A 23,337-nucleotide genomic window follows, 5' to 3' on the forward strand; every position below is an offset into this window, starting at 1 on the left:
GGCGGGGGCGCGCACGGGGGGGGGCGGGGGGCCCCCGCCCGCGCGCGGGGCCCCCCGCGGCAGTGGTCGTGCGCGACCGCTTCGTGAACTACTTCGTGAGCGGGGAGAGCTTCGGGTCGTTGGCGTAGGCCTCGGCCGCGTTCTCCTTCGTCACGATGACCGGCGGGAGCAGGTACGACGGGACGACCTTGCTGCCGTTGTTGTACGACTTGGTGTCGTTGATCGTCGGCTTGCCGCCCGTCTGCAGGGCCTGGACCATCTTGATGGTCTCGGCGACGAGCTTGCGGGTGTCCTTGTTGATGGTGGAGTACTGCTCACCCGCCATGATCGACTTCACCGACTCGACCTCGGAGTCCTGGCCGGTGACGACCGGGACCGGCTTGCCGGCGCCCTTCACCGAGGTGATGATCGCCCGGGCGAGGGTGTCGTTCGGGGAGAGCACGCCGTCGAGCGTCTTCTTGCCGTTGTAGGTGGAGTTCAGCAGCGAGTCCATGCGGCTCTGGGCGTTCTCCGCCTTCCAGCCCTGCGTCGCGGTCTGCTTGATGTCGGTCTGACCGGAACCGACAACGATGTCGCCCTTGTCGATGGCGGGCTTCAGCACCTCCATCGCGCCGTCGAAGAACACCTTCGAGTTGTTGTCGTCAGGCGAACCGGAGAACAGCTCGATCGTGTAGGGGCCCTTCGCCTTCTTCGCCTTCATGCCGTCCAGCAGCGCCTGGCCCTGCAGCTGGCCGACCTTGAAGTTGTCGAACGCGATGTAGTAGTCGACGTCCGGGGTGTTGGTGATGAGGCGGTCGTAGGCGATGATCGTCGCACCGGCCTGCTTGGCCTGCGCCACCTGGGTGGACAGCTGCGAGGCGTCGGTCGCACCGATGACGATGACCTTCGCGCCCTTGGTGACCATGGAGGAGATCTGAGCCTGCTGGTCCGCAACGGTGGTCGAGGCGCCCGCGTACTGCACGTCCGCCTTGAAGCCGGCGTCCTTCAGGCCGTTGGTGAACAGGTCACCGGCGAGAACCCAGTTCTCCGAGGTCTTCGCGGGCAGCGCGACCCCGACCAGGGCGTCCTTCGCGAAGCCGCCCTTGGCGTCGCTGGTGTCCTTGCCGGTGGAGCCCTCGCGTTCGTTGGAGCACGCCGTGCCCAGGGCGAGCAGCGCGGCGGCGCCGATCACGGCGACGGCTCTGGTGATGGTTCTGCGCATGTGGGTTGTGCCCTTTCCTGGTGATGCGGGGAGAATCGAGCGCCGCCCTGATGCGGCACCCTGGGTTACTGCCGGTCGGTCATCCTGCGACCGGAGCCTTGTCGGGGTCGGAGGCCGGGTTCGGCGGGTCGACCGGTGTGGACGTCTCGTTCTGGCGGAACGGACGCATCAGGGTGCCGATGATCGAGAAGCGACCCTGGCTCTTGCTGTAGACGTCGAAGGCGACGGCGAGGAGGAGGACCAGGCCCTTGATGATCTGGACCATGTCCGAGCCGACGCCCTCCAGTTGGAGACCGTTGTTGAGCAGCGCCATGACGAGACCGCCGACGATGGAGCCGCTGATGGTGCCGAGGCCGCCGGAGACGGCGGCGCCGCCGATGAACACGGCCGCGATGGCGTCGAGTTCCCAGCTCAGACCGTCCTGCGGGCCGGAGGCCGCGGACCGTGCCACGAAGATCATGCCGGCGAGCGCGGCCAGCACGGACATGTTCATCATGACGAGGAAGTTGACGCGCCGGAGCTTCACGCCGGACAGTTCGGCCGCGCGGGAGTTGCCTCCGACGGCGTAGATGTGCCGGCCTCCGATGGTGTTGCGGGTGTAGTACGAGTACGCGAGCACCAGGGCGATCAGGATGATCCCGGAGATCGGGAAGCTGGTGCCGACGCGGCCGCCGGCGAAGCGCAGCGTCGCGAAGACGATGACGCCCACCATCACGACCAGACGGATCCCCGTGACCCACAGCGGCGCGGCGTCGGCGTGCATGGCGCGCCGGGTCTGCCGGGCCCGCCACTCGCGCCAGGCCACGCCCGCGCAGGCGACCAGACCGAGGAGGAGGGTCAGGTTGTTGTAGCCGGTGTCCGGGCCCACTTCGGGCAGGAAGCCTGCGCCGATGTCACGGAATCCGGTGGGGACCGGCACGGTGTCGGCGTTGCCGATGTACTGGTTGCCGCCACGGAACAGGAGCATGCCCGCCAGGGTGACGATGAACGCCGGCACCCCCACGTAGGCGACCCAGAAGCCCTGCCAGGCACCGATCGCCGCGCCGACGAGCAGGCCGAGCACGATGCCCAGGGGCCAGGGGAGCGAGTGCTCCTGCATCGTCTTGGCGACCACAATCCCGGTGAACGCCGCCACCGAGCCGACCGAGAGGTCGATGTGCCCGGCGACGATCACCATCAGCATGCCGATGGCCAGGATCAGGATGTAGGAGTACTGGCTGACCACGGCGATGAGGTTGCCGGAGGTCAGGGTCAGCCCTCGCGTCCAGATCTGGAACAGGAGCACGATCGCGACGAGCGTGGCGATCATGCCGAACTGGCGGGCGTTGGAGGTCGAGCCTCCGAAGAGGTTCTTCTGCAGGTCTGTGATGCGGCTCATGGGCTCGGTGTCTTCTTCATAGAGGTCATCTGTTTCATGAGGAGTTCCGGGTTCGCGTCGCGGCGTGTCACCTCACCGGTGATGGCGCCTTCGAACACGGTGTAGATGCGGTCGCAGAGTCCGATGAGCTCGGGCAGCTCCGAGGAGATGACGACGACGCCCTTGCCCTGGCCGACCAGCCGCTGGATGATCCCGTAGATCTCGTACTTGGCGCCCACGTCGATCCCGCGGGTGGGCTCGTCGAGGATGAGCAGGTCGGGGTCGGTGAACATCCACTTGGCGAGGACGACCTTCTGCTGGTTGCCGCCGGAGAGCTTCACGACCTCCTCGTCCACGCTGGGGGTCTTGATCCTCAGGTTCTGCCGGTACTCCTCGGCGATCCGGTGCTCGCTCACCGGGTCGATGACCTGGTGGCGGGAGATCTTCGACAGCTTGGCGGCCACCATCGAGGTCTTGATGTCGTCCAGCAGGTTGAGGCCGACCGACTTGCGGTCCTCGCTGACGTAGGCGAGGCCGTGCCGGATGGCCTCCGGCACCGTCTTGAGGTGGATCTCCTTGCCGTCCTTGAAGACCCGTCCCGACAGGAACGTGCCGTAGGAGCGGCCGAACAGGCTCATCGCGAGTTCGGTGCGCCCGGCGCCCATGAGGCCTGCGAACCCGACGATCTCACCGCGCCGCACCGTGAAGCTGGACCCCTTGCACACGAGCCGTTCGTCGGACGCGGGATGCCGCACGGTCCAGTCGCGGACCTCGAAGAACACCTCGCCGATGTCGGGCGTGTGGTCGGGGAACCGGCTGTCGAGTTCGCGGCCGACCATGCCGCGCACGATGCGGTCCTCGTTCACGCCGTCGGCCTCGACGTCGAGGCTCTCGATCGTCCGGCCGTCGCGCAGGATGGTGATGGTGTCGGCGACCGCCTCGATCTCGTTCAGCTTGTGGGAGATCATGATGGAGGTGATGCCACGGTCCCGGAAGCCGCGCAGTAGGTCGAGCAGGTGCTGCGAGTCGGTCTCGTTCAGGGCCGCGGTCGGCTCGTCGAGGATGAGCAGCTTCACGTCCTTGGCGAACGCCTTGGCGATCTCGACGAGTTGCTGCTTGCCGACGCCGATGTCCTTGACGAGCGTGTCCGGGTCCTCCTTGAGGCCGACCCGCTCCATCAGCTCCACCGCGCGGTGCTGTGCGGCCCTCCAGTCGATCGAGCCGCGTTTGCGCGGCTCGTTGCCGAGGAAGATGTTCTCCGTGATCGACATGCCAGGGACCAGCGCCAGTTCCTGGTGGATGATGACGATGCCGGCCTGCTCGCTGGCCCGGATGTCGTGGAACCTCACGGTGTCGCCGCGGTAGACGATCTCGCCGGTGTAACTGCCGTGCGGGTGGACCCCGCTCAGCACCTTCATGAGGGTGGACTTGCCTGCGCCGTTCTCGCCGCAGATCGCGTGGATCTCCCCCTCCTTCACCACCAGGTTGACGTCCGCGAGCGCCGTCACGCCGGGGAACGTCTTGGTGATGGACCGCATCTCCAGCAGCATCGGGGCGCGGCTCATGCGCGGAGCTCCACGCTGCGGACGCCGCGGCGATCACGCGGGCCCGCCTCCCCTGGGATGCGACATTTCGTGGACATCAACTTGCCTCCGATGACACTGCGCCGTGCCTCCATGCCGGACCTGTTGCGGCTTGGGCACCGGACTTTAAATCCATTTGTTTTACTAAGTCAACGCCCTTGAGCGGTATCGTCATTGCGGTAAGAGAGGAACGCGTGTGCGGCAAGCAGGAACAAACCTCCCCAAAGTCGGGCGGTACAACCGGGCGGTGGTCCTGGACCAGATCCAACTCGCCGACGGGATCAGCCGGGTCGAGATCGCCCAGAAGACGGGACTGACCCCGCAGACCGTCTCGGGGATCGTGCGCCGTCTGCTGGACGAGGGCATCGTGCGGGAGGACGGGGCCAGTCGTGGCGCGGGCGGCGGCAAGCCCCGCACCACCCTGCGGGTCAACGCGGACGCCGGCAACGCGGTCGGCCTCGTCTTCGACCCGGTCGAACTCACCTGCTCCGTGGTCGACCTGCTCGGCCGGCCACTGGTCGTCAGACGGCACCCCACGCCTCCCGGTACCGATCCGACGCACGTGGTGGCCGCCATGGCCGACCTGGTCGCCGAGGTGCTCGCCGAGGCGGACGTGCCGCGCGCCAACGTCCTGGGGCTGGGCCTCGCCACCCCTGGGCCGATCGACCAGCGCAGCGGCATGATCGTCGCCCCGCCCCAGCTCGCGCACTGGACGCGGGTCCCGCTGCAGCAGATGCTCAGTGACGCGACCGGCCTTCCGGTGACGCTCGACAACGACGCCACGGCCGCCGCGGTCGGCGAGCGCTGGTCCGGCGCGGGCCGGGGCGTGGCGAACTTCGCCTACCTGTTCTTCGGCACCGGCATCGGCGGTGGTCTGGTCCTCAACCACCAGGTCTACCGTGGCGGTTCGCTCAACGCCGGCGAGTTCGGCCACTCGACGGTGCTGTCGGACGGGCCGGAGTGCTACTGCGGCAACCGGGGCTGCCTGGAGGGACTGGCCAACCCGTCCGCGATCGTGGCCGAGACGCACCGCCGCCTCACCGACAAGCCGGGCGGCAGTGTGCTGTCCCCCGCGTACGACCGGGACCCGGCCTCCGTCGACCACGCCGCGGTCCAGCGCGCGGCCGGAACCGGCGACCCGATCGCGGCCGCGGTCATCGACGAGGCCGCGCGTCACGTGGCCACGGTCGCCGTGACCATCGCCAACTTCATCGACGTGGACCTCATCATCCTCGGCGGTCACGGCATCCAGCACGTGGAGTCCCGCTACGTCGACGCCGTCGCCTCCGCGCTGGCCTCACGACCCCTGGCCCGGCACATCCGCGTCGTCCAGGTCGCAGCCTCCCCCCTCGGCGCGGACGCGGCCGTCGTGGGCAGCGCCGCGCTCGTGCTGCACGCCACGTACTCGCCGCAGTTGTCGTCGCTCGTGCTGGACTGAGGTGCGCGTGCTTCAGGGCGACGGAGGATCAGGCCGGAGCACCAGCGCGCCGATGAGGCGCTCGACCGCCGCGGCGTAGGCGGCGTGGTCCAGTCCGGGATCCCAGGCGGTCTGCAGCGCCAGCCCCTGGTAGATCGCGACGAACACCCGGGCCAGGCCGTCGGCAGGCCACGCGGCGTCCAGCTCGCCGCGCTCCTGGGCCGCCCGGACGAGGTCGGTGATGACGGCGCGGGGACGGTCCACACCCTCGCGTGCCACCGCGTGCACCCGGGGTGCCCGCAGGGCCTCGGCCCAGATCTGGACGCCGAGTTGCACGCGCTGCCGCTCGTCGGAGCCCGCGAGTGAGCGCAGGAGTTCCAGGTAGCCTCCGGCGACCTCCCGGAAGGCGTCGGCGGTGTGCCCGGCGGGGTCGTCCAGGTGCAGTCGGCGGGCCTGGTCGTCGTGCCACCGGTCCGCGATGGCCGCGACCATGTCGTCCTTGTCGGCGAAGTAGCGGTAGACCAGGCCGGCGCTGAATCCGGACTCGGCCGCGATGTCCTGGATGGTGGTGCGGTGGAAGCCCGTACGGGCGAAGCAGCGGGCGGCGGCGTCGAGGATCTGCGCGCGCCGCGCCCGCAGGTGCTCCTCACTGACCTTGGGCATCACAACACCTCGGCCTGGGCGATCCGGTAGAAGGGCGCGGCCGGCTCGTGCCGCCCCAGGGGCTCCAGGTACTGCGCGGCTGCCTCCCTCGCCGACCGGTCCGAGGTGAGCTCCAGTCCCCGCTCGGCCAGGTACGCCCGGAGCTCGTCCGGGAGGAAGCCGAAGGTGAAGGGTTCCCCGGCCGTACGCACCGCGTCCGCCCACGCTGTGACGCCGTCGAAGTCACCGGTGCCGTCCAGGGCCCTTCGGTCCATGTAGGTGAGGACGATCCGGCTCCCGGGCGCCAGCGTCGTGGAGAGCGCCGTCAGCGTGGCGTGCACCGACGGCGCGTCGAGGTAGTTCGTCACGCCCTCCCACACCACCACCGCCCGGTCGCCGGTCAGTCCCGCCTCGCGCAGGGCGTCGCCGAGGTCCTGGTGCATCAGGTCCACGGGAACGAAGCGGATGCCGTCGCCCGGCCGGCCCGCCCGGGCGGACCAGGTGGCGGCCAGCCCCCGCTTGGCCGCCTGCGTCGCCGGGTGGTCGACCTCCAGGACGGTGGCGTCGTGCGCCGCGTCCAGGCGGAAGGCCCGGCTGTCGTAGCCGGCGCCCAGCAGGACGAGTTGCCGGGCGCCGTGTTCCAGGGCGTCCACGACCAGGTCGTCGATCAGCCGGGTGCGGACCACGGCCGAGGCGCGCGGACCTGCGGGCCAGCGCCGGTCGATCCACCGCTCAAGGAACCGCGCCACGCCCGGACAACGGGCGATCGTCACGGCCAGGCGGTAGCCGGGACCGAGGCACGAGGCGGCGTACGGGTCGATGAACAGGCGCGGCCCCGGGCGCACCGACTCCAGCGCCCGGAAGAGCGCGACGTGCTGCGCGGTGCGGCTGGGTGTGCTCTGCATGGCTCCATCATAATGAATGCACATCCATTTTTTATTCAGGGCGGCGGACGGCCTCCGGCGGCAGGGTGTCACTCCTCGTCGGACGGGGTCATCCCGACCTCGAGGACGCCGTCGTACCGGAAGAGCTCCGAAGCCAGCCGGCCGGGGTCGGCCGTACCCTCGACCTCGAGCAGGACCCGGGCGGCGGCATCGGTCCGGCCCGGCAGCCTCTCCACCCTCACCTCCCGGATGCGGAACCCGAGCCGCGTGCAGGTCTCCATCAGCCGGGGCAGCAGGGCGGTGCCCGTGCGGTAGGTCAGGCGCAGCTCGGAGACCGTCGCCGTCGCCCCGGGCAGCAGGCGCGGGACCAGCCGGGGGTAACCCCGTACCACCAGGAAGTGCAGGGCCGTGACGGCCAGCGCCAGGATCGGCAGCCCGCCCCCGCAGGCCATGCCGATCGCACAAGTGAGCCACACGGTGGCCGCCGTGGTCAGACCGCGCACCGCGTCCCTGCGCACGAAGATCAGGCCGCCGCCGATGAACCCGATCCCCGAGACGATCTGGGCGGCCACACCGGACGGGTCGAAGGAGACGTTGTCCAGCCCGAGCACATTGGTGAAGCCGTGCTGGGAGACCTCCATCATCAACGCGCTGGCGACACCGACCAGCGTGTGGGTGCGCAGCCCCGCGCTCTTCTGTTGCGCCGCCCGCTCCCAGCCGATCAGGCTGGAGAGCAGCAGGGCCGGCCCGAGCTCCGCCGGTTGCCGCAGCCCCTGCCCGTTCCCCACGTCCCACAGCGGCGCCGCCACCTCGGCCATGAACACCTCCGCCCCACGCGACGGCGTCCCTGAGGCCGCCGCACCCGGCAACTCCCAGAGCGTGCCCCGGATCCGGGGGACGAAAAGCGCCGGTCGCGGATCGGCACAGGACCTGCGGTCACCCCGCCGGGAGCCGCACGCGCAGCAGCGCACCGCCCTGGGGTGCCTCACCGGCATCGGCCTGCCCGCCGTGGCGGTGGACGATGTCGCGGACGATGGCCAGACCGAGCCCGGCACCTCCCGCGTCGCGGGCACGGGACTCGTCCAGCCGGATGAAGCGGTCGAAGACGCGTTCACGGTCGGCCGCCGGGATGCCCGGACCGTCGTCGGTCACCTCCAGCAGGGCCCCCCGTCCGTCGCGGGTGACACGCACCGCGACCCAGTCGCCGGCGTGACGCTGGGCGTTGTCCAGGAGGTTGTCCAGGACGCGTTCGAGCCCCCGGCGGTCACCGCGTACCGTCACGGCGTCCGTCGCGTCGACGGTCACGGGCACCCGGCCGGAGCGCAGGGCGGCCCTCTCGCGGGCCAACTCGTCCAGGGCGACCGGCTCCATGGGCATCTCCTCCCCCGCGTCGAATCGGGCGAGCAGGAGGAGGTCGGAGGCGAGCGTCTGGAGCCTGGCCACGTCGTTCACCGCGCTGTCCAGGTCCAGCAGGGCCGGATGGGCGCTCGCCACCTCCAGTTCGGTGCGCAGCGCCGCGATCGGGCTGCGCAGTTCGTGGGAGGCGTCGGCGACGAACCGCCGTTGCCGTTCGACGGCGGATTCCAGGGCCGTGAGCGTGTCATTGGTGGCGCGGGCGAGCCGGGCCACCTCGTCCCGGGCCGGGGAGACGGGAACCCTGCGGGAGAGGTCGGTGCTGGAGGTGATGGCCTCCATCTCGGCGCGGATGGCGTCGACCGGGCGCAGCGCGTTGCGTGCGGCGAGCCAGGTCACCGTCCAGACCACGGCGAGCATGACGGGCAGTCCGGCCAGCAGGAAGACCACCGCCGTACGGACCGCGTCCTGTTCGGCGGCGAGGGAGGCCCCCGCGGTGACGGTGTAGCGCTCACCGTCGCGTTCCCCCGAGAGGACGGCGAACCGGTACGACGCCTGCGTGCCGTCCACGGTGGCGGTCCCGGTGCCGTGCTCGGCCTCGGACTCGGTGTCGCCGTCCGTGTCCGGTACCGGCGCTCCGGTGATCCGCTGCACGTCCTCTCCGGCCGCGAGGAGACCGCCGCGGGCGTCGGCGACCCGGACCGGGTACTCGTCGCCGTCCGGCAGGTCGAGGCGGCCGTACGAGGTCCCGGCGGCGATCTGGGCCGTCACCTCACGCGCGGCGATCTCGGCCCGCAGGCCGGCCTGACCGGTGAGGTTGGCCCGGAGCGCGAGGACGAGCCCGAGGCCCGCCAGGACCAGGGCGACGCCCACCACCGCGGTGGCGGACAGGGCCGTGCGGGCGCGGACGGACCTCATCCGGCCTCCATCACGTATCCAGCGCCGCGGACGGTGCGGATGGTGGCGGCCCCGAGCTTGCGCCGCAGGGCGCTGACGTAGACCTCGACGATGTTGGGGTCGCCGCTGTAAGCGAAGTCCCACACGTGCTCGATGATGTCGGCCTTGGTGACCACCTCGCCGGCGTTCAGCACCAGGTGCTCCAGCACCGCGAACTCCCGCGCGGTGAGCGGGACCTCGGTCCCGTCGCGGGTGACCCGGCGGCGGGCGGGCTCGACGGTCAGCCCACCGATGGTGACCACCGGTGAGCCTCCGTGGGAACGCCGTCGCAGCAGCGCGCGAACGCGGGCCAGGAGCACGACGTAGGCGAAGGGCTTCGTCAGGTAGTCGTCGGCCCCGGTGTCCAGGCCCTCCGCCTCGTCGTACACCCCGTCCTTGGCGGTCAGCATCAGGATCGGCGTGTCGTCTCCGGCGGCCCGCAAGGCGGCACAGACGCGGTAGCCGTTCATGCCGGGCAGCATGATGTCCAGCAGGATCAGGTCGTAGGTCCGCTGCCCGGCCTGGTGCAGCGCTTCGTCGCCGTCGTGGACCACGTCCACGCCGAAGCCCTCGGCGGTCAGCCCCTTGGCCAGCGAAGCGGCGAGGCTCCGCTCGTCCTCCACGATCAGCAGGCGCATGGGTACAGCCTGCCAAAACGATCCTGAGGATTCCTTCAGGATCCTTCAGCGCCGCTTCAGGTACGGGGAGCGATCGTGGTGGTCACCGGACCGCTACGGAAGGACACACCATCATGAGGCGCAAGATGCTGATCGCCACCGCGGCCGCCGTCGCCGTCCTGGCCGGTACGGGGGGCGTCGCGGCGACCGCACTGGCGGACGACGACGACCGGCAGCCGGCGTCCGCCGTGGTCACCGACGACCGCGGCGGCCACGCCACCGATGGCGACGGTCCCCGCGACGACGACCGCGGCACCGACGGCGAGGAACGGACCAGCGGCTCCCGCACGGTGAGCCTCACCGACGCCGTCGCCACGGCGCGGGCACAGGCCCCCGGCACCGTGGTGTCCGCCGAACTGGACGACGACCGCGGCCGCACGGAATGGGAGGTCGAGACGCTGGCCGGGGACGGCACCTGGCACGAGGTGACGATCGACGCCGCGAACGGCGAGGTCGTCACCGCCCGGCAGGAGCAGGACCGGCAGGACGCCGACGAGGCCCGGGACGCCCTCCGTGGTTCCCGCACCAACCTCCTGGAAGCGGCGAAGGCGGCCGGGGACGCCCGGCGCGGCACGGTCACCTCCGTGTCCCTCGACGACGACACCCGTACCTGGGAGGTGGAGTTCCACAAGGAAGGCTCCGACCACGAGGTCCACGTCGACCCGGCCAACGGGGCCATCAGCTGACGCGGCCGGTCCGCGCCCTCACATCCGCAGCTCGGGCGGAAAGCCGGTCCAGCGCAGCTCCGCAGGGAGGTGGCGGGTGTCGTTCTGGACCAGGACCGAGACGGGCCGCCCCGGCGCATAGCGGATGACGGTCAGGGCCGCGTTGCCCTGGTTGACCCCGAGCCACCGCCACGGCGGGGCGTCCATGGCGTGCCTCACCAGCCAGCCGACCAGGAAGTTGTGGGTGACGACCAGTTCGTGACGCTCCTGATCGCCCTCCACGGGACCGGTGAACTGCTCGAGCGCGCGCAGGGCCAGCGACGGACCGAGCGCGCGCTCCTGCGCCTTGGCGCCGTCGAGGAAGCGCAGGAGGTGGTCGGCGCTGTCCGGGGGCAGTTCGTCCCGCCCCGGGAAGTACGGGACGTAGTCTCCGGCGGTCTCCGAGACGCGCAGGACGGCACCGTCCAGGTGCTCCCCGATCAGGGCGGCGGTCTGCGCGGCCCTGGGCAGGGGGCCGTGATGGACCACGGATATCGGGTGGTCCGCCAGCCGGCGGCCGAGCAGGGCGGCCTGGCGGCGCCCGTCGTCCGACAGACCGCTCTCGTCCGGCACGGCCTCCCCGTGCCGGACGAGGTACAGGTAACGCGTGGCCACAACCGTCATGCCCGGGCTCCTTCACGATGCTTCATGATCGAGTGGGTCGTCCCTGGGCACGACGCCCCCGCTGCCGTTCCGGTTCCGGATGACGGTCCGGGCGGCGGCGTCAGGGCAGGAGGGCGAGGGCGCTGTACCAGACCGGGCCCGGGTTGAGGCGGTCCGGGTGGAGCTGCAGCATCAGGTCGTAGAACGTGCGGGGGCGGGGTTCCTCCGCCAGCAGGCGCTGGGCGTCGAGCAGGTAGTCGCGGGTCTGCCGCAGGATCACGGGGTCGTCGGGCAGCGCCTTGTTCTTGTGGCCGGCCACGACCGCGCGCGGGTGCAGCGCGAGCACGGTGCCGATCGCGGCGAGCCACTTGTCGATGCCGCCGCCGGCGCTTTCCCGCAGGTACTGGTGGACCCCGTTGTAGGCCACGTCACCGGCCACGACCAGGCCGATCGACGGGATGTGCAGGACGGTCGTGTCGTCGGTGTCGGTGTGGCCGGTCTCCACCACGCGCAGCGGGTGCCCCTCCAGCGTGAACCCGTCGGCCGGGACCACCCCGTAGACCACGGGGCTGTCCGGGATGAGCCCGGGGAAGTCCACGTCCCACCTGGTCCGGCGGCCCTCGGTGGCCTGCCAGCGCATCAGCTCGATGGTGCCCTCGGTGGCGTACGGAACCGCCCCGGGGAAGCGTCGCAGCAGCAGATCGGTGCCGAACCAGTGGTCGCCGTGACCGTGGGTGGCGTAGACGTACGTCAGCCGTCTGCCGGAGCGTTCGATCCAGTCCCCGACACCGTGCACCTGCTCACGGGTGAACGGCGGGTCGACGAGGACCGCTTCCGCGTCGCCGAGGACCAACGTCGAGGTCAGCGGCGAGGAGAAGATCGGGCTCCCGTCGGGCAACCGGGGACCCTGGGCGCGGCGCAACCCGTCGCACACGAAGGTGCCGTAGCGCAGATCCGTCATCGTCGGGTCAGCCGAGCCCGGCGGGCACCGGCGCCTCCATCAGTGTCAGCAGGTGGGCGACCTTGTGGTCCAGTTCCAGGCCCACTTGGGCGATCTCCTCGCTGCCGTAACTGCCGAAGTGGGAACTCGGCTTGTCGATCACGAATCGCGGTACGTCGTCGTCGCTCCGGTAGATCTCGGTGCGCAGCGGCGCGTGCATCATGGCGGAGGGATCGTGGCGGAACATCCGCTCGGCGATGGCGTAGTTGCCCATCAGGTACATCACGAACGGCGTCGTGTCCCCGGCGATGCCCATGAGCGCCGTTCCGGAGTCCCTCCAGAAGATCATGAATCCGTGGGGCGCGTTCCCCTCGGCCAGCGCGAGGGCGCTCTCCCAGGAGCCGCCGGACCGGACGAGGTCCCGGATCTCATCGGCCCGGTACTGCGGCACCAGGGACTCGTAGCGCCGCACGGCCTCCTCGAACGTCCCGGGCAGGGGGACGTCGAACCTGGTGACGCCGTAGTCGACCGTTCGCGCCTCGGACACCTGGACCACCTCGGACGGCACGGCACACCGCCGCGCCCTCCTCCCATCGTCCCTCCGCGGCACGTCGGCGCAACTCCGCGCTCACACCCAGTTGCGCCGGGCCGCCGCGACGCCGGCGCCGAACCGGTTGGTGGTGCCCAGTTCCGTGTAGAGGTCCTGGATGCGCCGGCGCAGTGTCCGCGTCGAGATCCCGAACTGGCGGGCGATGGCGTCGTCCTTGACCCCGGCGGCGAAGAGTGCGAGCAGGTTCCGCTCCTCGTCGGTGGGATTGCGCACCTGCTCGCCGGGAGTGGAGGGCTCCGGTGGCGGTGGTGGCTGCGAGCTCGGCCCGCTCAGTGAGGCGGCACCGGCCCAGTAGTGCTCGAAGAGCTCGGTCAGGGCTTCGAGCAAGGGGGGCGCCTCGGTGTAGAGCGTGTCGGTGCTGTCGGGGCCCAGGCTCAACGACACCATGGCCGCCGAGCGGTCCGCCATGGTCAGCTTGACGGGCAGCGAGGACACGACCCTGGCCTCCTCGCCGCGTGAGACCAGGCTGCCCAGCTCCTGCCCCCCGCCGTCCTCGTCGAAGCTGGCGGCCGCGTAGACGACCCGCACCCGTACGCCGCGCCGTACGGCGGCCTCGTCGAGCGGACCGTTCGGAACGAACAGGAAGGGAGGTCGGGCCAGGCCGCACATCTCGTACTTGGCGGCCTGGTGCAAACGGTAGTAGCAGTCCCCGACTTCCTCCGGGCCGCTGATCGTCCGTGTGGCGGGTTCGCCGGCGCTGGACCGCCTGGCCTCGTCGAACAGCGCGCCGAGCGGCCCGGTGGCGTCGCGTACGGCGGCCAGTTGGCGTTCGCGTGACTCCACCAGTGTCCGCAGCGCGTGACGCGGATCCACGGTCAGGTACTCCCCCGAGGAGCGGCGGCTGAGCAGCCCGGAGTGGTGCAGGCGTTCCAGCAGGGCCACCGCCGCTCCGGTACCCAGCCCGAACGTCGCGGTGACGTCGTCGGCCGTACCGCCACCGTGTGCGAGCAGTTCGCGGTAGACGGCCTCGGCCCCCGCGTCGAGTCCGACCAGCTCCAAGGGTGCGGCGCCTTCCGTCATCCTTCTCCACCTCTGACCTTCGTGCACGCGAGCGAACTGACGTCATGTCAGCAGCGTGTGATGGATGTGCCGCTGTGCGGCGGCCGCTCACACCGTGCAGTGTGTCTCGCTTGCCGATCATTGCGCCGCTTTGCGCCGTGTCCACTTGGTGACATGGCACAGAAGTGCCAAAGGGCCGCCTTTACAGCGATGCGAACGGATGGCTGACTGCGTTCCACCCCACCCCATCGAGTCCATGAGGTTCCCTTGCGCATGCCTCCGTCCCGCAGACGCGGGCTGACAGCCGCCGTCGCCGCCCTGGTGGTGCTGACGGCCACGGGTCCGGCCGCATCGGCCGACCCCTCGGCGACGTCCCCCTCCCCCGCCGCGACCGGTGCCGCTTCCGCAGCCGTGCGCACCGTCACGCTGATCACCGGCGACAAGGTCACCGTCACCGGGGACGGCCGGGCCCAGGCCGTCACCTCGGTCACCGACCCGAACGGCAGGACCGGCGGCGCCCACGTGATGTCGGTGGGCACCGACACCTACGTGTATCCCGACGCCGCGGTCCCCTACATCGCGTCAGGAGCCCTGGACGAGGGGCTCTTCAACGTCACCGCGCTGCTGAAGGACGGCTACGACGACGCGCGCAGCGACCGGCTGCCGCTCATCGTCACGTACACCGACGCCGCCGCCCGCTCCCGCAGCGCCAAGACCCCGGAGGGCGCGCGCAGGACGCTGACCCTCAGCAGCATCCAGGGCGCGGCGATCTCCGCCGAGCACGAGCGGGCCGCGGACTTCTGGTCCTCCCTGACCGGTGCCGACGCGAAGGCCACCGCGGCCGCGAGGACGGCGGAGGGCGGACGGCTCGCCGGCGGCATCGCCAAGGTGTGGCTGGACGGCAAGGTCAAGGCCACGCTGTCGGACACCACGGCGCAGATCGGCGCCCCGGAGGTCTGGGCCGGCGGGGACACCGGGCAGGGCGTGGACGTCGCCGTCCTGGACACCGGCATCGACGCCGCGCACCCGGACTTCGCCGGCCGCATAGCCGCGACGGAGAGCTTCGTGCCCGGCGCGGACGTCACCGACCGGCACGGTCACGGCACCCACGTCGCCTCGACCGTCGCCGGGACCGGCGCCGCCTCCGGTGGCACCGAGAAGGGCGTCGCCCCGGGCGCGTCCCTGCACATCGGCAAGGTCCTGGACGACTTCGGCAGCGGCCAGGACTCCTGGATCCTGGCCGGCATGGAATGGGCAGCCCGCGACCAGCACGCCAAGGTCGTCAGCATGAGCCTGGGCGGCGACGCCACCGACGGCACCGACCCGCTGAGCGAGGCCGTGAACCGGCTCAGCGAGGAGACCGGGGCGCTGTTCGTCATCGCGGCGGGCAACTCCGGCCCCGCGCCGTACACCGTGAGCGCCCCCGGTGCCGCCGACGCCGCGCTGACGGTGGGCGCGGTCAACGGCCCCGGCAAGGGCGTGGACCAGCTGGCATCCTTCTCCAGCCGCGGCCCTCGCGTGGGCGACAACGCCGTCAAGCCCGACCTGACCGGCCCGGGGGTGAACGTGCTGGCCGCGCGCTCGCAGTACGCCCCTGAGGGGGAGGGCGCGTACCAGACGATGAGCGGCACCTCCATGGCGACGCCGCACGTGGCCGGCGCCGCGGCCCTGCTGGCCGCCCAGCACCCGGACTGGACGGGGCAGCAGCTCAAGGCCGCCCTGATCAGCACCACCGCGAGCACCATCGAACGCTTCAGCCCCTTCGAGGCGGGCAGCGGGCGCGTGGACGTCGCCGCCGCCGTGAAGGCCACCCTGGTCGCCTCCGGCGACGCGTACGCGCAGACGCACTACCCGTACACGCCGGGTCAGACGGTCCGCAAGGACGTCACCTACACCAACTCCGGTGCCGCACCGGTCACCGTGGACCTGTCCCTGAACCCGGGCCAGTTGCCCGAGGGCCTGTTCACGCTGACCGAACCGCGGCTGACCGTGCCCGCGCACGGCACTGCCTCCGTCGGCGTGATCACCCACCTCGACGCGGCCGAGGACAACGGCGCCTACTCCACCCGACTCGTCGCCACCGGCGCCGACGGCACGGCCCTGGCCCGCACCACGGTCGGGGTGAACAAGGAAGGCCGCCGGGTCAACCTGACGGTCACCGCCAAGGACCGGCACGGCAAGGCCCTTCCCGGCACCCTCATCCTCAAGGACGTGGAGCGCAACTCCGCCCCCAAGGCGTTCGCCGTCGACGCCTCGGGCCGCATCGACCTGCGCCTGTCCCCGAGCACCTACTCCGCGTGGCTGAACGCGGACGTGCCCGGCATCGACGGTACGCACACGCTGGGCTTCGCGATGTTCTCGGCGCCTCAGATCGACCTCGACACCGACCGCACCGTGCGGTTCGACGCCGCGAGCCTGCGCAAGGCGGCCGCCGTCACGCCGCAGCCGACCGCCAACGAGTTCATGCGGGTGGACCAGTACCGCACCAACGGCGACCTGTTCCCCTTCCTGGACAGCTACATGCCCGAGTACTGGCGCTACGACAGCCTCTGGGTGACGCCGACGCCGAAGGTGACGAAGGGCTCGTACCACTTCGCGACCCGCTGGCGGCAGATCCAGCCGCCGCTGACGTTCTCCTCCGGCTCGCAGACCTACGACGACGTCACCATCCAGAGCATGTCCCCCAAGCTGCGGGACGGCACGGGCACCTACCGCGCGGTCTGGGCCGGTGACGGCTCGGCCGCGGCGTTCCGCAGGCTCAAGCTGCGCGGCCAGGTGGCGGTCGTCCGTCGCAGCGACACGGTGTCCGCCCCGGACCAGGCCGCCGCTGCGGCGAGGGCCGGCGCGCGGCAGTTGCTGATCCTGAACGACGGCTACGGCAAGTTCGACCCCTGGGCCGACCTGCCCGACGCCGCCCCCCTGCCGGTGGCCTCGCTCGGCACCGACGACAGCGCACGGCTGCTGAGCCGGCTCCGCAAGCCCGGCACGGCGACGCTGAAGGTGGTCTCGCACCCGTACCCGCGCTACGCGTACGACCTGATCCGTCACCACGACGGAGCGGTCCCGAAGGACCCGTCCTACCGTCCCCGTCCCGGGGACCTGGCCCGTATCGACGAGTCGTTCCGCAACAGCACGCAGGCCGAGGCCGTGGCGTACCGCGAGGACGTGTCGCTCATCTTCAACCGGCCCACGCTCATCCAGGCGACGCGGGTCGCGGCCCAGGGCACCCTCACGTCCTGGGTCTCGGCGGGCGACGACGCCCGCTGGATCTCCTCCGCCGCGATGCGCGACCTCGGCCAGCGGGGCGTGATGCGCACCTACAAGGCGCGCAGCACGAACACCGAGACCTGGTTCTCGGCGATCCAGCACCCGCGGGTGCTCAACGACGGCATCAGCTGGACGGCCCCCTACCGGGTGGGCGACATCATCAGCACGTCCGTGCTGCCGGCCTGGGGCGACTCGGGCGGTCACTCGGGCGTCGCCTGGGTGGACGGCAACACCTCGAAGTTCTCGCTGTACCAAGGCGACCAGCTGCTCGGTGAGGACTACAACGAGCGGATCGTGACCGTCGAGGGGCTCTCACCGGACCCGCAGCCCTACCGGATCGTGGTGGAGGGCGAGCGGAACGTGCCGGACCGTCCGTACTCGACCCGCACCCGCACCGAGTGGGGCTTCACCTCGAGCACGACGGACTACTCGGCCATCACGCCCCTGCCGCTGGTGCAGCTCGACTACGCGGTGGCCACCGACCTGTCCGGCAAGGCCAAGCGGCGCACCGCGCTGACGGTCACCGCCTCGCACCTGAAGGGCGCGGCGGGCGCCGGGGCGATCCGCACGGTGACCCTCGAGGTGTCGTACGACGACGGCGCCACCTGGCGCAAGACGACGCTGCGGCAGTCGGGCGGCGGCTGGAAGGCGCAGCTCGACGCGCCGTCCCGGGCCCGCTTCGCGAGCCTGCGCACGACGGCGCGGGACGCGAAGGGGAACAGCGTCAGCCAGACCCTGATCCGCGCCTTCGGCGTCAAGTAGCCGACGGCGGTACGGACGAAGGGCCCTTGTCCCCGGTGCACCGGGGACAAGGGCCCTTCCTGGGGTGTCGGCTCGGGTCGGGGCCGACGCGACGCGGGAGGCGTTGAGGAGGGGGTCGTCCTCCCGCGCCGCGGTCCAGTGGGGTTACTTGGTGAAGCCGATCCGGGTCCAGTCGGTGTCCTGGAAACCGAAGGCGCCGTAGTTGGCCACGTCGGACTTGGTCGCGACGATCTGCGGCCGCTGGTAGAGCGGCAGGTTCGCGGCCAGCTTCCACAGCGCGGCGTCGGCCGCGTCGAGGTCGGCGAGGTAGGCGGAGTGGCCGACCTCGGTGCCCGCCTTGTGCATGTCGGCGTCGATCCCGGCGGTGCCGATGCGCGAGTAGTTCTGGCCGACGTTGCCGTGCTCGGGGGAGACGAAGGACGCCGCACCGTTGGTCAGCGGGAAGAACGGCACGGAGCCGATGCCGCTGAACAGCGTGAGGTCGAACTTCCCGGCGCTGACGTCGTTGAAGAAGTCGTCGCTCGGCTTGACCTTGGTGTCGAGCTTGATGCCCACGTTCTTGAGCATCGCCGTGAACAGCTGTGCCTCGTTGGCGGCGATGGGCGTGCCCGACGGGATGGTCAGCGTCAGCTCCAGCGGCCTGCCGTCCTTCTCACGGACGTCGCCGTGCGGTTTCCAGCCCGCCGCGTCCAGTTGCCGCCCCGCCGCGGCGGGGTCGAAGCGGCCGAGGGAGCCGGCGTTGTCCTTGTAGGCGACGTCGTTGTTGACGAGGAAGTGGTTGTCGAGGGGCTGGGCAGGGAACGGCAGGCCGTTGAGGTCGGCCTTGCCGATGGCCTGGCGGTCCAGTGCCATGAACAGGGCCCGGCGGACACGGACGTCCTTCAGCAGCGGGCTCGCGCCGTTGACCACCATCTGCCGCAGGTTCGGGGCGCCCGCCACGCGGATGGAGGTGTGCGGCACCTTCTGCGCCTGCTTGTAGGCGGCCACGTCGGGCCCGATGTCCTCGACGTCGATCTCGCCGGAGGCGAAGGCCCCGGGTGTCGACGCGGCGTCCAGGGTGCGGAAGTTGATGCCGTCCAGCACCGGCTTCGGGCCCCACCAGTGGGGGTCCCGGACCTCGGAGACGACCTTGGTCGTCGGGTCCATCCTGCTGACCTTGAACGGGCCCGCGGTGACCGGGATCCGGTTCTTGTAGCCGGCGTCGAACTTCTGCGGGGTGTCGATCTGCGATGCCGGGTACAGCGGCGAGAACAGCGTCTGCCATTCGGAGAAGGGTGTGGCGTAGGTGACGACGACGTGCCGCGCGTCGCTTCCCTCGGCGACCGAGGAGATCTGCTCGTAGCCGGAGGTGCTGACGGGGGTGTACTTGGGGTTCTTCCCGTTCTGCGCCTGCCAGTCCGCGCGGAAGTCCTTCCAGGTGATGGGTGTGCCGTCGGACCACCGGGCCCTGGGGTTGAGCGCGTAGGTGGTGACCTGCCTGCCGTGCTTGACGGCGGTGCTCACCTTGCTGAGGTAGTTCGGGTTGGGGGTCCGCTTGTTGTCGGGGGTGCTGTGGAAGAGCGACGGCAGCAGGGGGGCCATCGTCGTGGTCACGGCGACGGTGTTCTGCGAGGCCGCGTTGAGGCTGTTCCACTGGGTGGGGTACTCGTCGACGGGGAAGTTGAGGGTGCCGCCCTGCCGGAGTCCCGCGGGGTCGGCGGGGTTGATCTGGTTGAGGGCCGCCTTGGGCGGGGCCTTGGGCGCCGACGAGCTCGCGCCGCCGTTGCCGCTTCCGCACGCGGTGGCGCCGGCGAGGAGACCCGCGGACACCACGACTGCCGTGGCCAGCTTTACGGACTTTCGGTTCAACTGACTCTCCTTGTGGGTTCCGTGGGTCGGGTGTCCGCCGGGCGGGACGGCCGGGGGTGCGTCACAGGCCGGCGCGTCACAGGCCGGGGGCGCGTCACAGGACCTCCAGGGCGGCCGCGTGGTGGCAGGCGGCGGTGTGGTCCTCGCCCAGGGCCCCTGCGGCGGGGTCCTCGGTGTCGCAGCGTCTGGCCTCGGCCGGTGCGAGCTGCAGGTACTTGGGGCAGCGGGTGCGGAACCGGCATCCCGAGGGGGTGTCCGCGGGGCTGGGCAGGTCGCCCTGGAGGATGATCCGCCGGCGCTGCCGCTCCTTGCGGGGGTCGGGCAGCGGCACGGCCGACAGCAGTGCCTGGGTGTAGGGGTGGGCCGGTCGGGCGAAGACGTCCTCGACGTCGCCGGCCTCGACGATGCGGCCGAGGTACATGACGGCGACGCGGTCGGCGATGTGCCGGATGACCGACAGGTCGTGCGCGATGAACAGATAGCTCAGGCCGAGTTCTGCCTGCAGCTCGTCGAGGAGGTTGATCACCCCGGCCTGGACCGAGACGTCCAGCGCGGAGACCGGCTCGTCCAGCACGACCAGCTTGGGGTCCAGGGCCAGCGCCCGGGCGATGCCGATCCGCTGCCGCTGTCCTCCGGAGAACTCCGCGGGATAGCGCTCGGCGTGCTCGGGCAGCAGCCCGACGAGGCGGAGCAGTTCGGGGACGCGCGCGGCGATGCGTTCCCGGTCCCAGCCGTGGGTGCGCAGCGGCTCGGCCAGGATGTCGCCGATCGGCATGCGGGAGTCCAGTGACGCCATCGGGTCCTGGAACACCACCTGGAGGTCCCGGCGCAGCTCCCGCCGCGCCTTCCCGTCCAGTTGCCCGACGTCCCTGCCGAGGACGGCCACGGTGCCGCCGCGCTGCCCGGCGAGGTCGAGGATCTGCAGCATGGTGGTGGTCTTGCCGCAGCCCGACTCGCCCACCAGCGCGAGGGTCTCGCCCTGGCGGATGTCGAAGTCCACGCCGTCGACGGCGCGCACCGTGCCCACCCGGTGCTTGAACACCGCGCCCTTGAGGAGCGGGAAGTGCTTGGTGAGGTGGGTGACCCGGAGCACCTCGGGCCGTGCCGCGCGCGGGGGTCCGCCGGGCCGCCGCGGTGAGGCGGGGGTGGGGAACATGCCCGGGGAGGGGATCCCGCCGGGCGTGTCGATCTCGTGTGCGCGATGGCACGCCGTGGCGTGACCGGCTCCGGTCGCGACGGCGCGCAGGCCGGGCTCCTCGGTACGGCAGCGGTCCACGGCCACCGGGCAGCGCTCCGCGAAGGGGCAGCCGGCCGGGAGGTCCACCATCGACGGCGGCGTGCCCTCGATGGGGGTGAGGGCCGTCCGGTCCCCGGTGTCGAGCCGCGGCACCGAGCCGAGCAGGCCGATGGTGTAGGGCATGCGGGGGGTGGCGAACAGCTGGTCGGCGGTCCCGGTCTCCACCGGCTTGCCGGCGTACATGACGACCACCCGGTCGGCCATGCCGGCCACCACGCCGAGGTCGTGGGTGATCAGGAGGATCGCGGCTCCGGTGACCTCCTGGGCCTTGCCCAGGACCTCCAGCACCTGCGCCTGGATGGTGACGTCGAGCGCCGTGGTGGGCTCGTCGGCGATGATCACCTCGGGGTCGTTGGCGATGGCCATGGCGATCATCGCCCGCTGGCGCATGCCGCCGGAGAACTCGTGCGGGAAGGCGTCGACGCGCCGCCTCGGGTCGGGGATGCCCACCAGGTCCAGCAGTTCCAGGGCCCGTTCGCGGGCCTGGGCGGCGGTGAGGTCCTGGTGGATCCGCAGGGCTTCCACCAGCTGGGTGCCGATGGAGAAGACGGGGGTGAGCGCCGAGAGCGGGTCCTGGAAGACCATGCCGATGTCACGGCCGCGGATGGCTGACATCTGACGGTCCGGCAGACCGAGCAGCTCGCGGTCGTTGAGCCGTACGGAGCCGGTGACCTCCGCGTCGTCCGGGAGCAGGCCGAGCACGGCGGTGGCGGTGACGGACTTGCCGGAGCCGGACTCGCCGACGACGGCCAGGGTCTCACCGGCGCGGAGCGTGAAGTCCACCCCGCGGACCGCCTGCACCCGTCCGGCCTCGCCGGGGAAGGACACCCGCAGGTCGCGCACGGTCAGGACCGGGTCGCCGGAGGCCGGCCGCGGGGTGGGGACGCCGGGGGCGGCGGTGGGGACGGTCACCAGGTTCCTCCGCGGATGCCCCGGCCTTCAGATCGGGGAGGGATCGGACCCCTGCGGAGCAGGGCAGGGAAAGGGGTTTCGCCCCCAGGACGAAAGACCGGCGGGTGGTGTGTGTGTCGTGCTGAGCGAGAACCATGCCAGCGCGACGGCGCGTTGCGAGAACCAAGCACGAGCCACCTCGGCTTTGCCGTACACAACCGGGCAGGTTCCATCCCGGCTGGTGTTGAGGGAGTAAGACCTTGCGGGGTGCTGACCTGCGGGGCTTCCTGAGCCAGGATTCCCCCTGCTTCAGCATGGGGAGGGTTCAAGGGGTGACTCCTTCCTCGGTGGGTGCGGCGGTGATGACCGCGGCTGAGGGCTTGCTGGGCGGGACCTGCCCGGCCTTCGCGTGCCGGGAGGTGGGCGTGCCCGGCCGGGCGCGCCCCCGGGACTTCGCTCCCCGTGCCGTCGGGTCGAAGGCGTCCCGCAGTCCGTCGCCGATGAACGCGACGGAGAGGCCGATCAGGACGAGGAAGGCGGCGGGGAAGAAGAACAGCCACGGGGAGGTGTTGGCGTCCGGCGTTCCGGCGGCGATGAGGGTGCCGAGGGACACGTCGGGCGCCTGGATGCCGAACCCGAAGTAGGACAGCGAGGTCTCGCCGAGCACGATCGCGCCCACCTGGACGGTCGCGTCGATGATGAGGATCGACGCCGCGTTGGGGAGGATGTGCCGGAAGATGATGACCAGCGGGTGGACGCCCATGTAGCGCGCGGCGAGGACGTACTCCCGCTCCCGCAGGGTCCGGGTCATGCTCCGCACCACCCGCCCGGTGATCATCCAGCCGAACGCCGCGAGCAGGACCACGAAGAACAGCCAGGTCCCGTGCTGGAACGCCGGTGACAGGACGGCGAGTAGCAGGAACGCCGGGATCACCAGCATCAGGTCGAGGAACCACATCAGGACGCGGTCGGTCCAGCCGCCGAAGTAGCCGGCCGAGGCGCCCACCACCGCGGCGATCAGCGTCGTGAGCGGCCCTCCGACGAGTCCGACGACCAGTGACTTCTGCAGGCCCCTCAAGGTGAGCGCGAACAGGTCCTGGCCCGAGTGGGTCGTGCCGAACCAGTGCGCGGCCCCGGGTCCGGTGTCCAGGCTGGCGAAGTCGTTGTCGTGGTACGTCCAGTGCAGGAACGGCGGTACGGCGTACGCCAGGAGCACCAGGGCGATCACCAGGGCGATGCCCACCAGGGCCAGCCGGTTGCGGGCGAAGCGGGCGAGGACGAGCGCGCCGCGGCTCCTGGTCCGGTGTGGCGCCGCGGTCCCGGCGGCGGTTGCGGGGGTGGTCATGAGGGGATCTCCTCGAGTCGG

At 71.2% G+C, this 23,337-nt stretch carries 18 protein-coding genes; 3 read left to right on the plus strand and 15 right to left on the minus strand.

The genetic code is table 11. The features are described 5' to 3' along the window. Positions 1-88: 88 nt before the first annotated feature. From ABZ312_RS38945 to mmsA, 3 genes are all read right to left on the minus strand, one after another. A complete protein-coding gene (locus ABZ312_RS38945; protein ID WP_499509026.1) occupies positions 89-1,201 on the minus strand; it encodes a substrate-binding domain-containing protein in 1,113 nt (370 codons plus the stop codon). Between the two features lie 79 nt (positions 1,202-1,280). Next, entirely contained in the window at positions 1,281-2,579 is a 1,299-nt protein-coding gene (mmsB, locus tag ABZ312_RS38950; protein ID WP_500439762.1) for a multiple monosaccharide ABC transporter permease, read from the minus strand. Beyond that, complete coding sequence (mmsA, locus tag ABZ312_RS38955) at positions 2,576-4,123, minus strand: multiple monosaccharide ABC transporter ATP-binding protein (RefSeq protein ID WP_500327549.1); 1,548 nt, start codon at positions 4,121-4,123, stop codon at positions 2,576-2,578. The genes mmsB and mmsA overlap by 4 nt, the downstream gene beginning before the upstream one ends. 265 nt (positions 4,124-4,388) lie before the next feature. Here mmsA and ABZ312_RS38960 point away from each other — a divergent pair, with 265 nt between their 5' ends. Continuing rightward, on the plus strand, positions 4,389-5,579 hold the full coding sequence (locus ABZ312_RS38960) for an ROK family transcriptional regulator (RefSeq protein ID WP_500327551.1): 1,191 nt from the start codon (positions 4,389-4,391) through the stop codon (positions 5,577-5,579). 12 nt (positions 5,580-5,591) lie between these two features. Here ABZ312_RS38960 and ABZ312_RS38965 read toward each other — a convergent pair whose 3' ends face one another. The 5 genes from ABZ312_RS38965 to ABZ312_RS38985 all read right to left on the minus strand — a co-directional run bounded on the left by ABZ312_RS38965 (position 5,592) and on the right by ABZ312_RS38985 (position 10,011). Next, positions 5,592-6,221: a TetR/AcrR family transcriptional regulator gene (locus ABZ312_RS38965; protein WP_500327552.1), complete on the minus strand. Its 630-nt coding sequence runs from the start codon at positions 6,219-6,221 to the stop codon at positions 5,592-5,594. After that, positions 6,221-7,105 carry a class I SAM-dependent methyltransferase gene (locus ABZ312_RS38970; protein WP_500439763.1) on the minus strand — a complete coding sequence of 295 codons (885 nt, stop codon included), beginning with the start codon at positions 7,103-7,105 and terminating at the stop codon, positions 6,221-6,223. The genes ABZ312_RS38965 and ABZ312_RS38970 overlap by 1 nt, the downstream gene beginning before the upstream one ends. A gap of 68 nt (positions 7,106-7,173) precedes the next feature. After that, complete coding sequence (locus tag ABZ312_RS38975; protein ID WP_500357568.1) at positions 7,174-7,902, minus strand: MgtC/SapB family protein; 729 nt, start codon at positions 7,900-7,902, stop codon at positions 7,174-7,176. 118 nt (positions 7,903-8,020) lie between these two features. Next, the gene (locus ABZ312_RS38980) at positions 8,021-9,355 is read right to left on the minus strand and encodes a sensor histidine kinase (RefSeq protein ID WP_500439764.1); all 1,335 of its coding nucleotides are present in this window, start codon (positions 9,353-9,355) and stop codon (positions 8,021-8,023) included. After that, positions 9,352-10,011 carry a response regulator transcription factor gene (locus tag ABZ312_RS38985; protein ID WP_500439765.1) on the minus strand — a complete coding sequence of 220 codons (660 nt, stop codon included), beginning with the start codon at positions 10,009-10,011 and terminating at the stop codon, positions 9,352-9,354. The genes ABZ312_RS38980 and ABZ312_RS38985 overlap by 4 nt, the downstream gene beginning before the upstream one ends. A gap of 113 nt (positions 10,012-10,124) precedes the next feature. On the opposite strand from ABZ312_RS38985, the gene ABZ312_RS38990 reads away from it, so the two are divergent. Then, entirely contained in the window at positions 10,125-10,736 is a 612-nt protein-coding gene (locus ABZ312_RS38990) for a PepSY domain-containing protein (RefSeq protein ID WP_500439766.1), read from the plus strand. A gap of 18 nt (positions 10,737-10,754) precedes the next feature. On the opposite strand, the gene ABZ312_RS38995 is transcribed toward ABZ312_RS38990, so the two are convergent. The 4 genes from ABZ312_RS38995 to ABZ312_RS39010 all read right to left on the minus strand — a co-directional run bounded on the left by ABZ312_RS38995 (position 10,755) and on the right by ABZ312_RS39010 (position 13,927). Continuing rightward, entirely contained in the window at positions 10,755-11,378 is a 624-nt protein-coding gene (locus tag ABZ312_RS38995; RefSeq protein WP_500327563.1) for a histidine phosphatase family protein, read from the minus strand. Positions 11,379-11,478: 100 nt separating this feature from the next. Then, complete coding sequence (locus ABZ312_RS39000; protein ID WP_500327565.1) at positions 11,479-12,318, minus strand: MBL fold metallo-hydrolase; 840 nt, start codon at positions 12,316-12,318, stop codon at positions 11,479-11,481. Between the two features lie 7 nt (positions 12,319-12,325). Next, positions 12,326-12,844, minus strand: a complete 519-nt coding sequence (locus ABZ312_RS39005; RefSeq protein ID WP_500327567.1) for a DUF302 domain-containing protein — start codon at positions 12,842-12,844, stop codon at positions 12,326-12,328. Between the two features lie 81 nt (positions 12,845-12,925). Then, positions 12,926-13,927: a LuxR family transcriptional regulator gene (locus tag ABZ312_RS39010; protein ID WP_500327569.1), complete on the minus strand. Its 1,002-nt coding sequence runs from the start codon at positions 13,925-13,927 to the stop codon at positions 12,926-12,928. Positions 13,928-14,179: 252 nt separating this feature from the next. Here ABZ312_RS39010 and ABZ312_RS39015 point away from each other — a divergent pair, with 252 nt between their 5' ends. Continuing rightward, positions 14,180-17,935: a S8 family serine peptidase gene (locus tag ABZ312_RS39015; protein ID WP_500439767.1), complete on the plus strand. Its 3,756-nt coding sequence runs from the start codon at positions 14,180-14,182 to the stop codon at positions 17,933-17,935. A 144-nt stretch (positions 17,936-18,079) separates the two neighbouring features. Here ABZ312_RS39015 and ABZ312_RS39020 read toward each other — a convergent pair whose 3' ends face one another. The 3 genes from ABZ312_RS39020 to ABZ312_RS39030 form a co-directional block, all read right to left on the minus strand. After that, complete coding sequence (locus tag ABZ312_RS39020; protein WP_500439768.1) at positions 18,080-19,783, minus strand: ABC transporter family substrate-binding protein; 1,704 nt, start codon at positions 19,781-19,783, stop codon at positions 18,080-18,082. 94 nt (positions 19,784-19,877) lie between these two features. Next, positions 19,878-21,992 carry an ABC transporter ATP-binding protein gene (locus ABZ312_RS39025; protein ID WP_500327575.1) on the minus strand — a complete coding sequence of 705 codons (2,115 nt, stop codon included), beginning with the start codon at positions 21,990-21,992 and terminating at the stop codon, positions 19,878-19,880. 304 nt (positions 21,993-22,296) lie between these two features. Further along, entirely contained in the window at positions 22,297-23,316 is a 1,020-nt protein-coding gene (locus ABZ312_RS39030) for an ABC transporter permease (RefSeq protein ID WP_500327577.1), read from the minus strand. Positions 23,317-23,337: the final 21 nt, after the last annotated feature.

The organism is Streptomyces sp. NPDC006207 (assembly GCF_040613835.1).
In the GTDB taxonomy this organism is placed as follows: domain Bacteria; phylum Actinomycetota; class Actinomycetes; order Streptomycetales; family Streptomycetaceae; genus Actinacidiphila.

Excerpts from the sequence above, each read along its gene's own strand:
- ABZ312_RS38945 (WP_499509026.1), bottom strand. The coding sequence starts at position 1,201 with ATGCGCAGAACCATCACCAGAGCCGTCGCCGTGATCGGCGCCGCCGCG.
- ABZ312_RS39000 (WP_500327565.1), bottom strand. The coding sequence starts at position 12,318 with ATGACGGATCTGCGCTACGGCACCTTCGTGTGCGACGGGTTGCGCCGC.
- ABZ312_RS38990 (WP_500439766.1), top strand. The coding sequence starts at position 10,125 with ATGAGGCGCAAGATGCTGATCGCCACCGCGGCCGCCGTCGCCGTCCTG.
- mmsA (WP_500327549.1), bottom strand. The coding sequence starts at position 4,123 with ATGAGCCGCGCCCCGATGCTGCTGGAGATGCGGTCCATCACCAAGACG.
- ABZ312_RS38970 (WP_500439763.1), bottom strand. The coding sequence starts at position 7,105 with ATGCAGAGCACACCCAGCCGCACCGCGCAGCACGTCGCGCTCTTCCGG.
- ABZ312_RS38985 (WP_500439765.1), bottom strand. The coding sequence starts at position 10,011 with ATGCGCCTGCTGATCGTGGAGGACGAGCGGAGCCTCGCCGCTTCGCTG.
- ABZ312_RS39015 (WP_500439767.1), top strand. The coding sequence starts at position 14,180 with ATGCCTCCGTCCCGCAGACGCGGGCTGACAGCCGCCGTCGCCGCCCTG.
- ABZ312_RS39010 (WP_500327569.1), bottom strand. The coding sequence starts at position 13,927 with ATGACGGAAGGCGCCGCACCCTTGGAGCTGGTCGGACTCGACGCGGGG.
- ABZ312_RS38980 (WP_500439764.1), bottom strand. The coding sequence starts at position 9,355 with ATGAGGTCCGTCCGCGCCCGCACGGCCCTGTCCGCCACCGCGGTGGTG.
- ABZ312_RS38995 (WP_500327563.1), bottom strand. The coding sequence starts at position 11,378 with ATGACGGTTGTGGCCACGCGTTACCTGTACCTCGTCCGGCACGGGGAG.
- ABZ312_RS38965 (WP_500327552.1), bottom strand. The coding sequence starts at position 6,221 with ATGCCCAAGGTCAGTGAGGAGCACCTGCGGGCGCGGCGCGCGCAGATC.
- ABZ312_RS39030 (WP_500327577.1), bottom strand. The coding sequence starts at position 23,316 with ATGACCACCCCCGCAACCGCCGCCGGGACCGCGGCGCCACACCGGACC.
- mmsB (WP_500439762.1), bottom strand. The coding sequence starts at position 2,579 with ATGAGCCGCATCACAGACCTGCAGAAGAACCTCTTCGGAGGCTCGACC.
- ABZ312_RS38975 (WP_500357568.1), bottom strand. The coding sequence starts at position 7,902 with ATGGCCGAGGTGGCGGCGCCGCTGTGGGACGTGGGGAACGGGCAGGGG.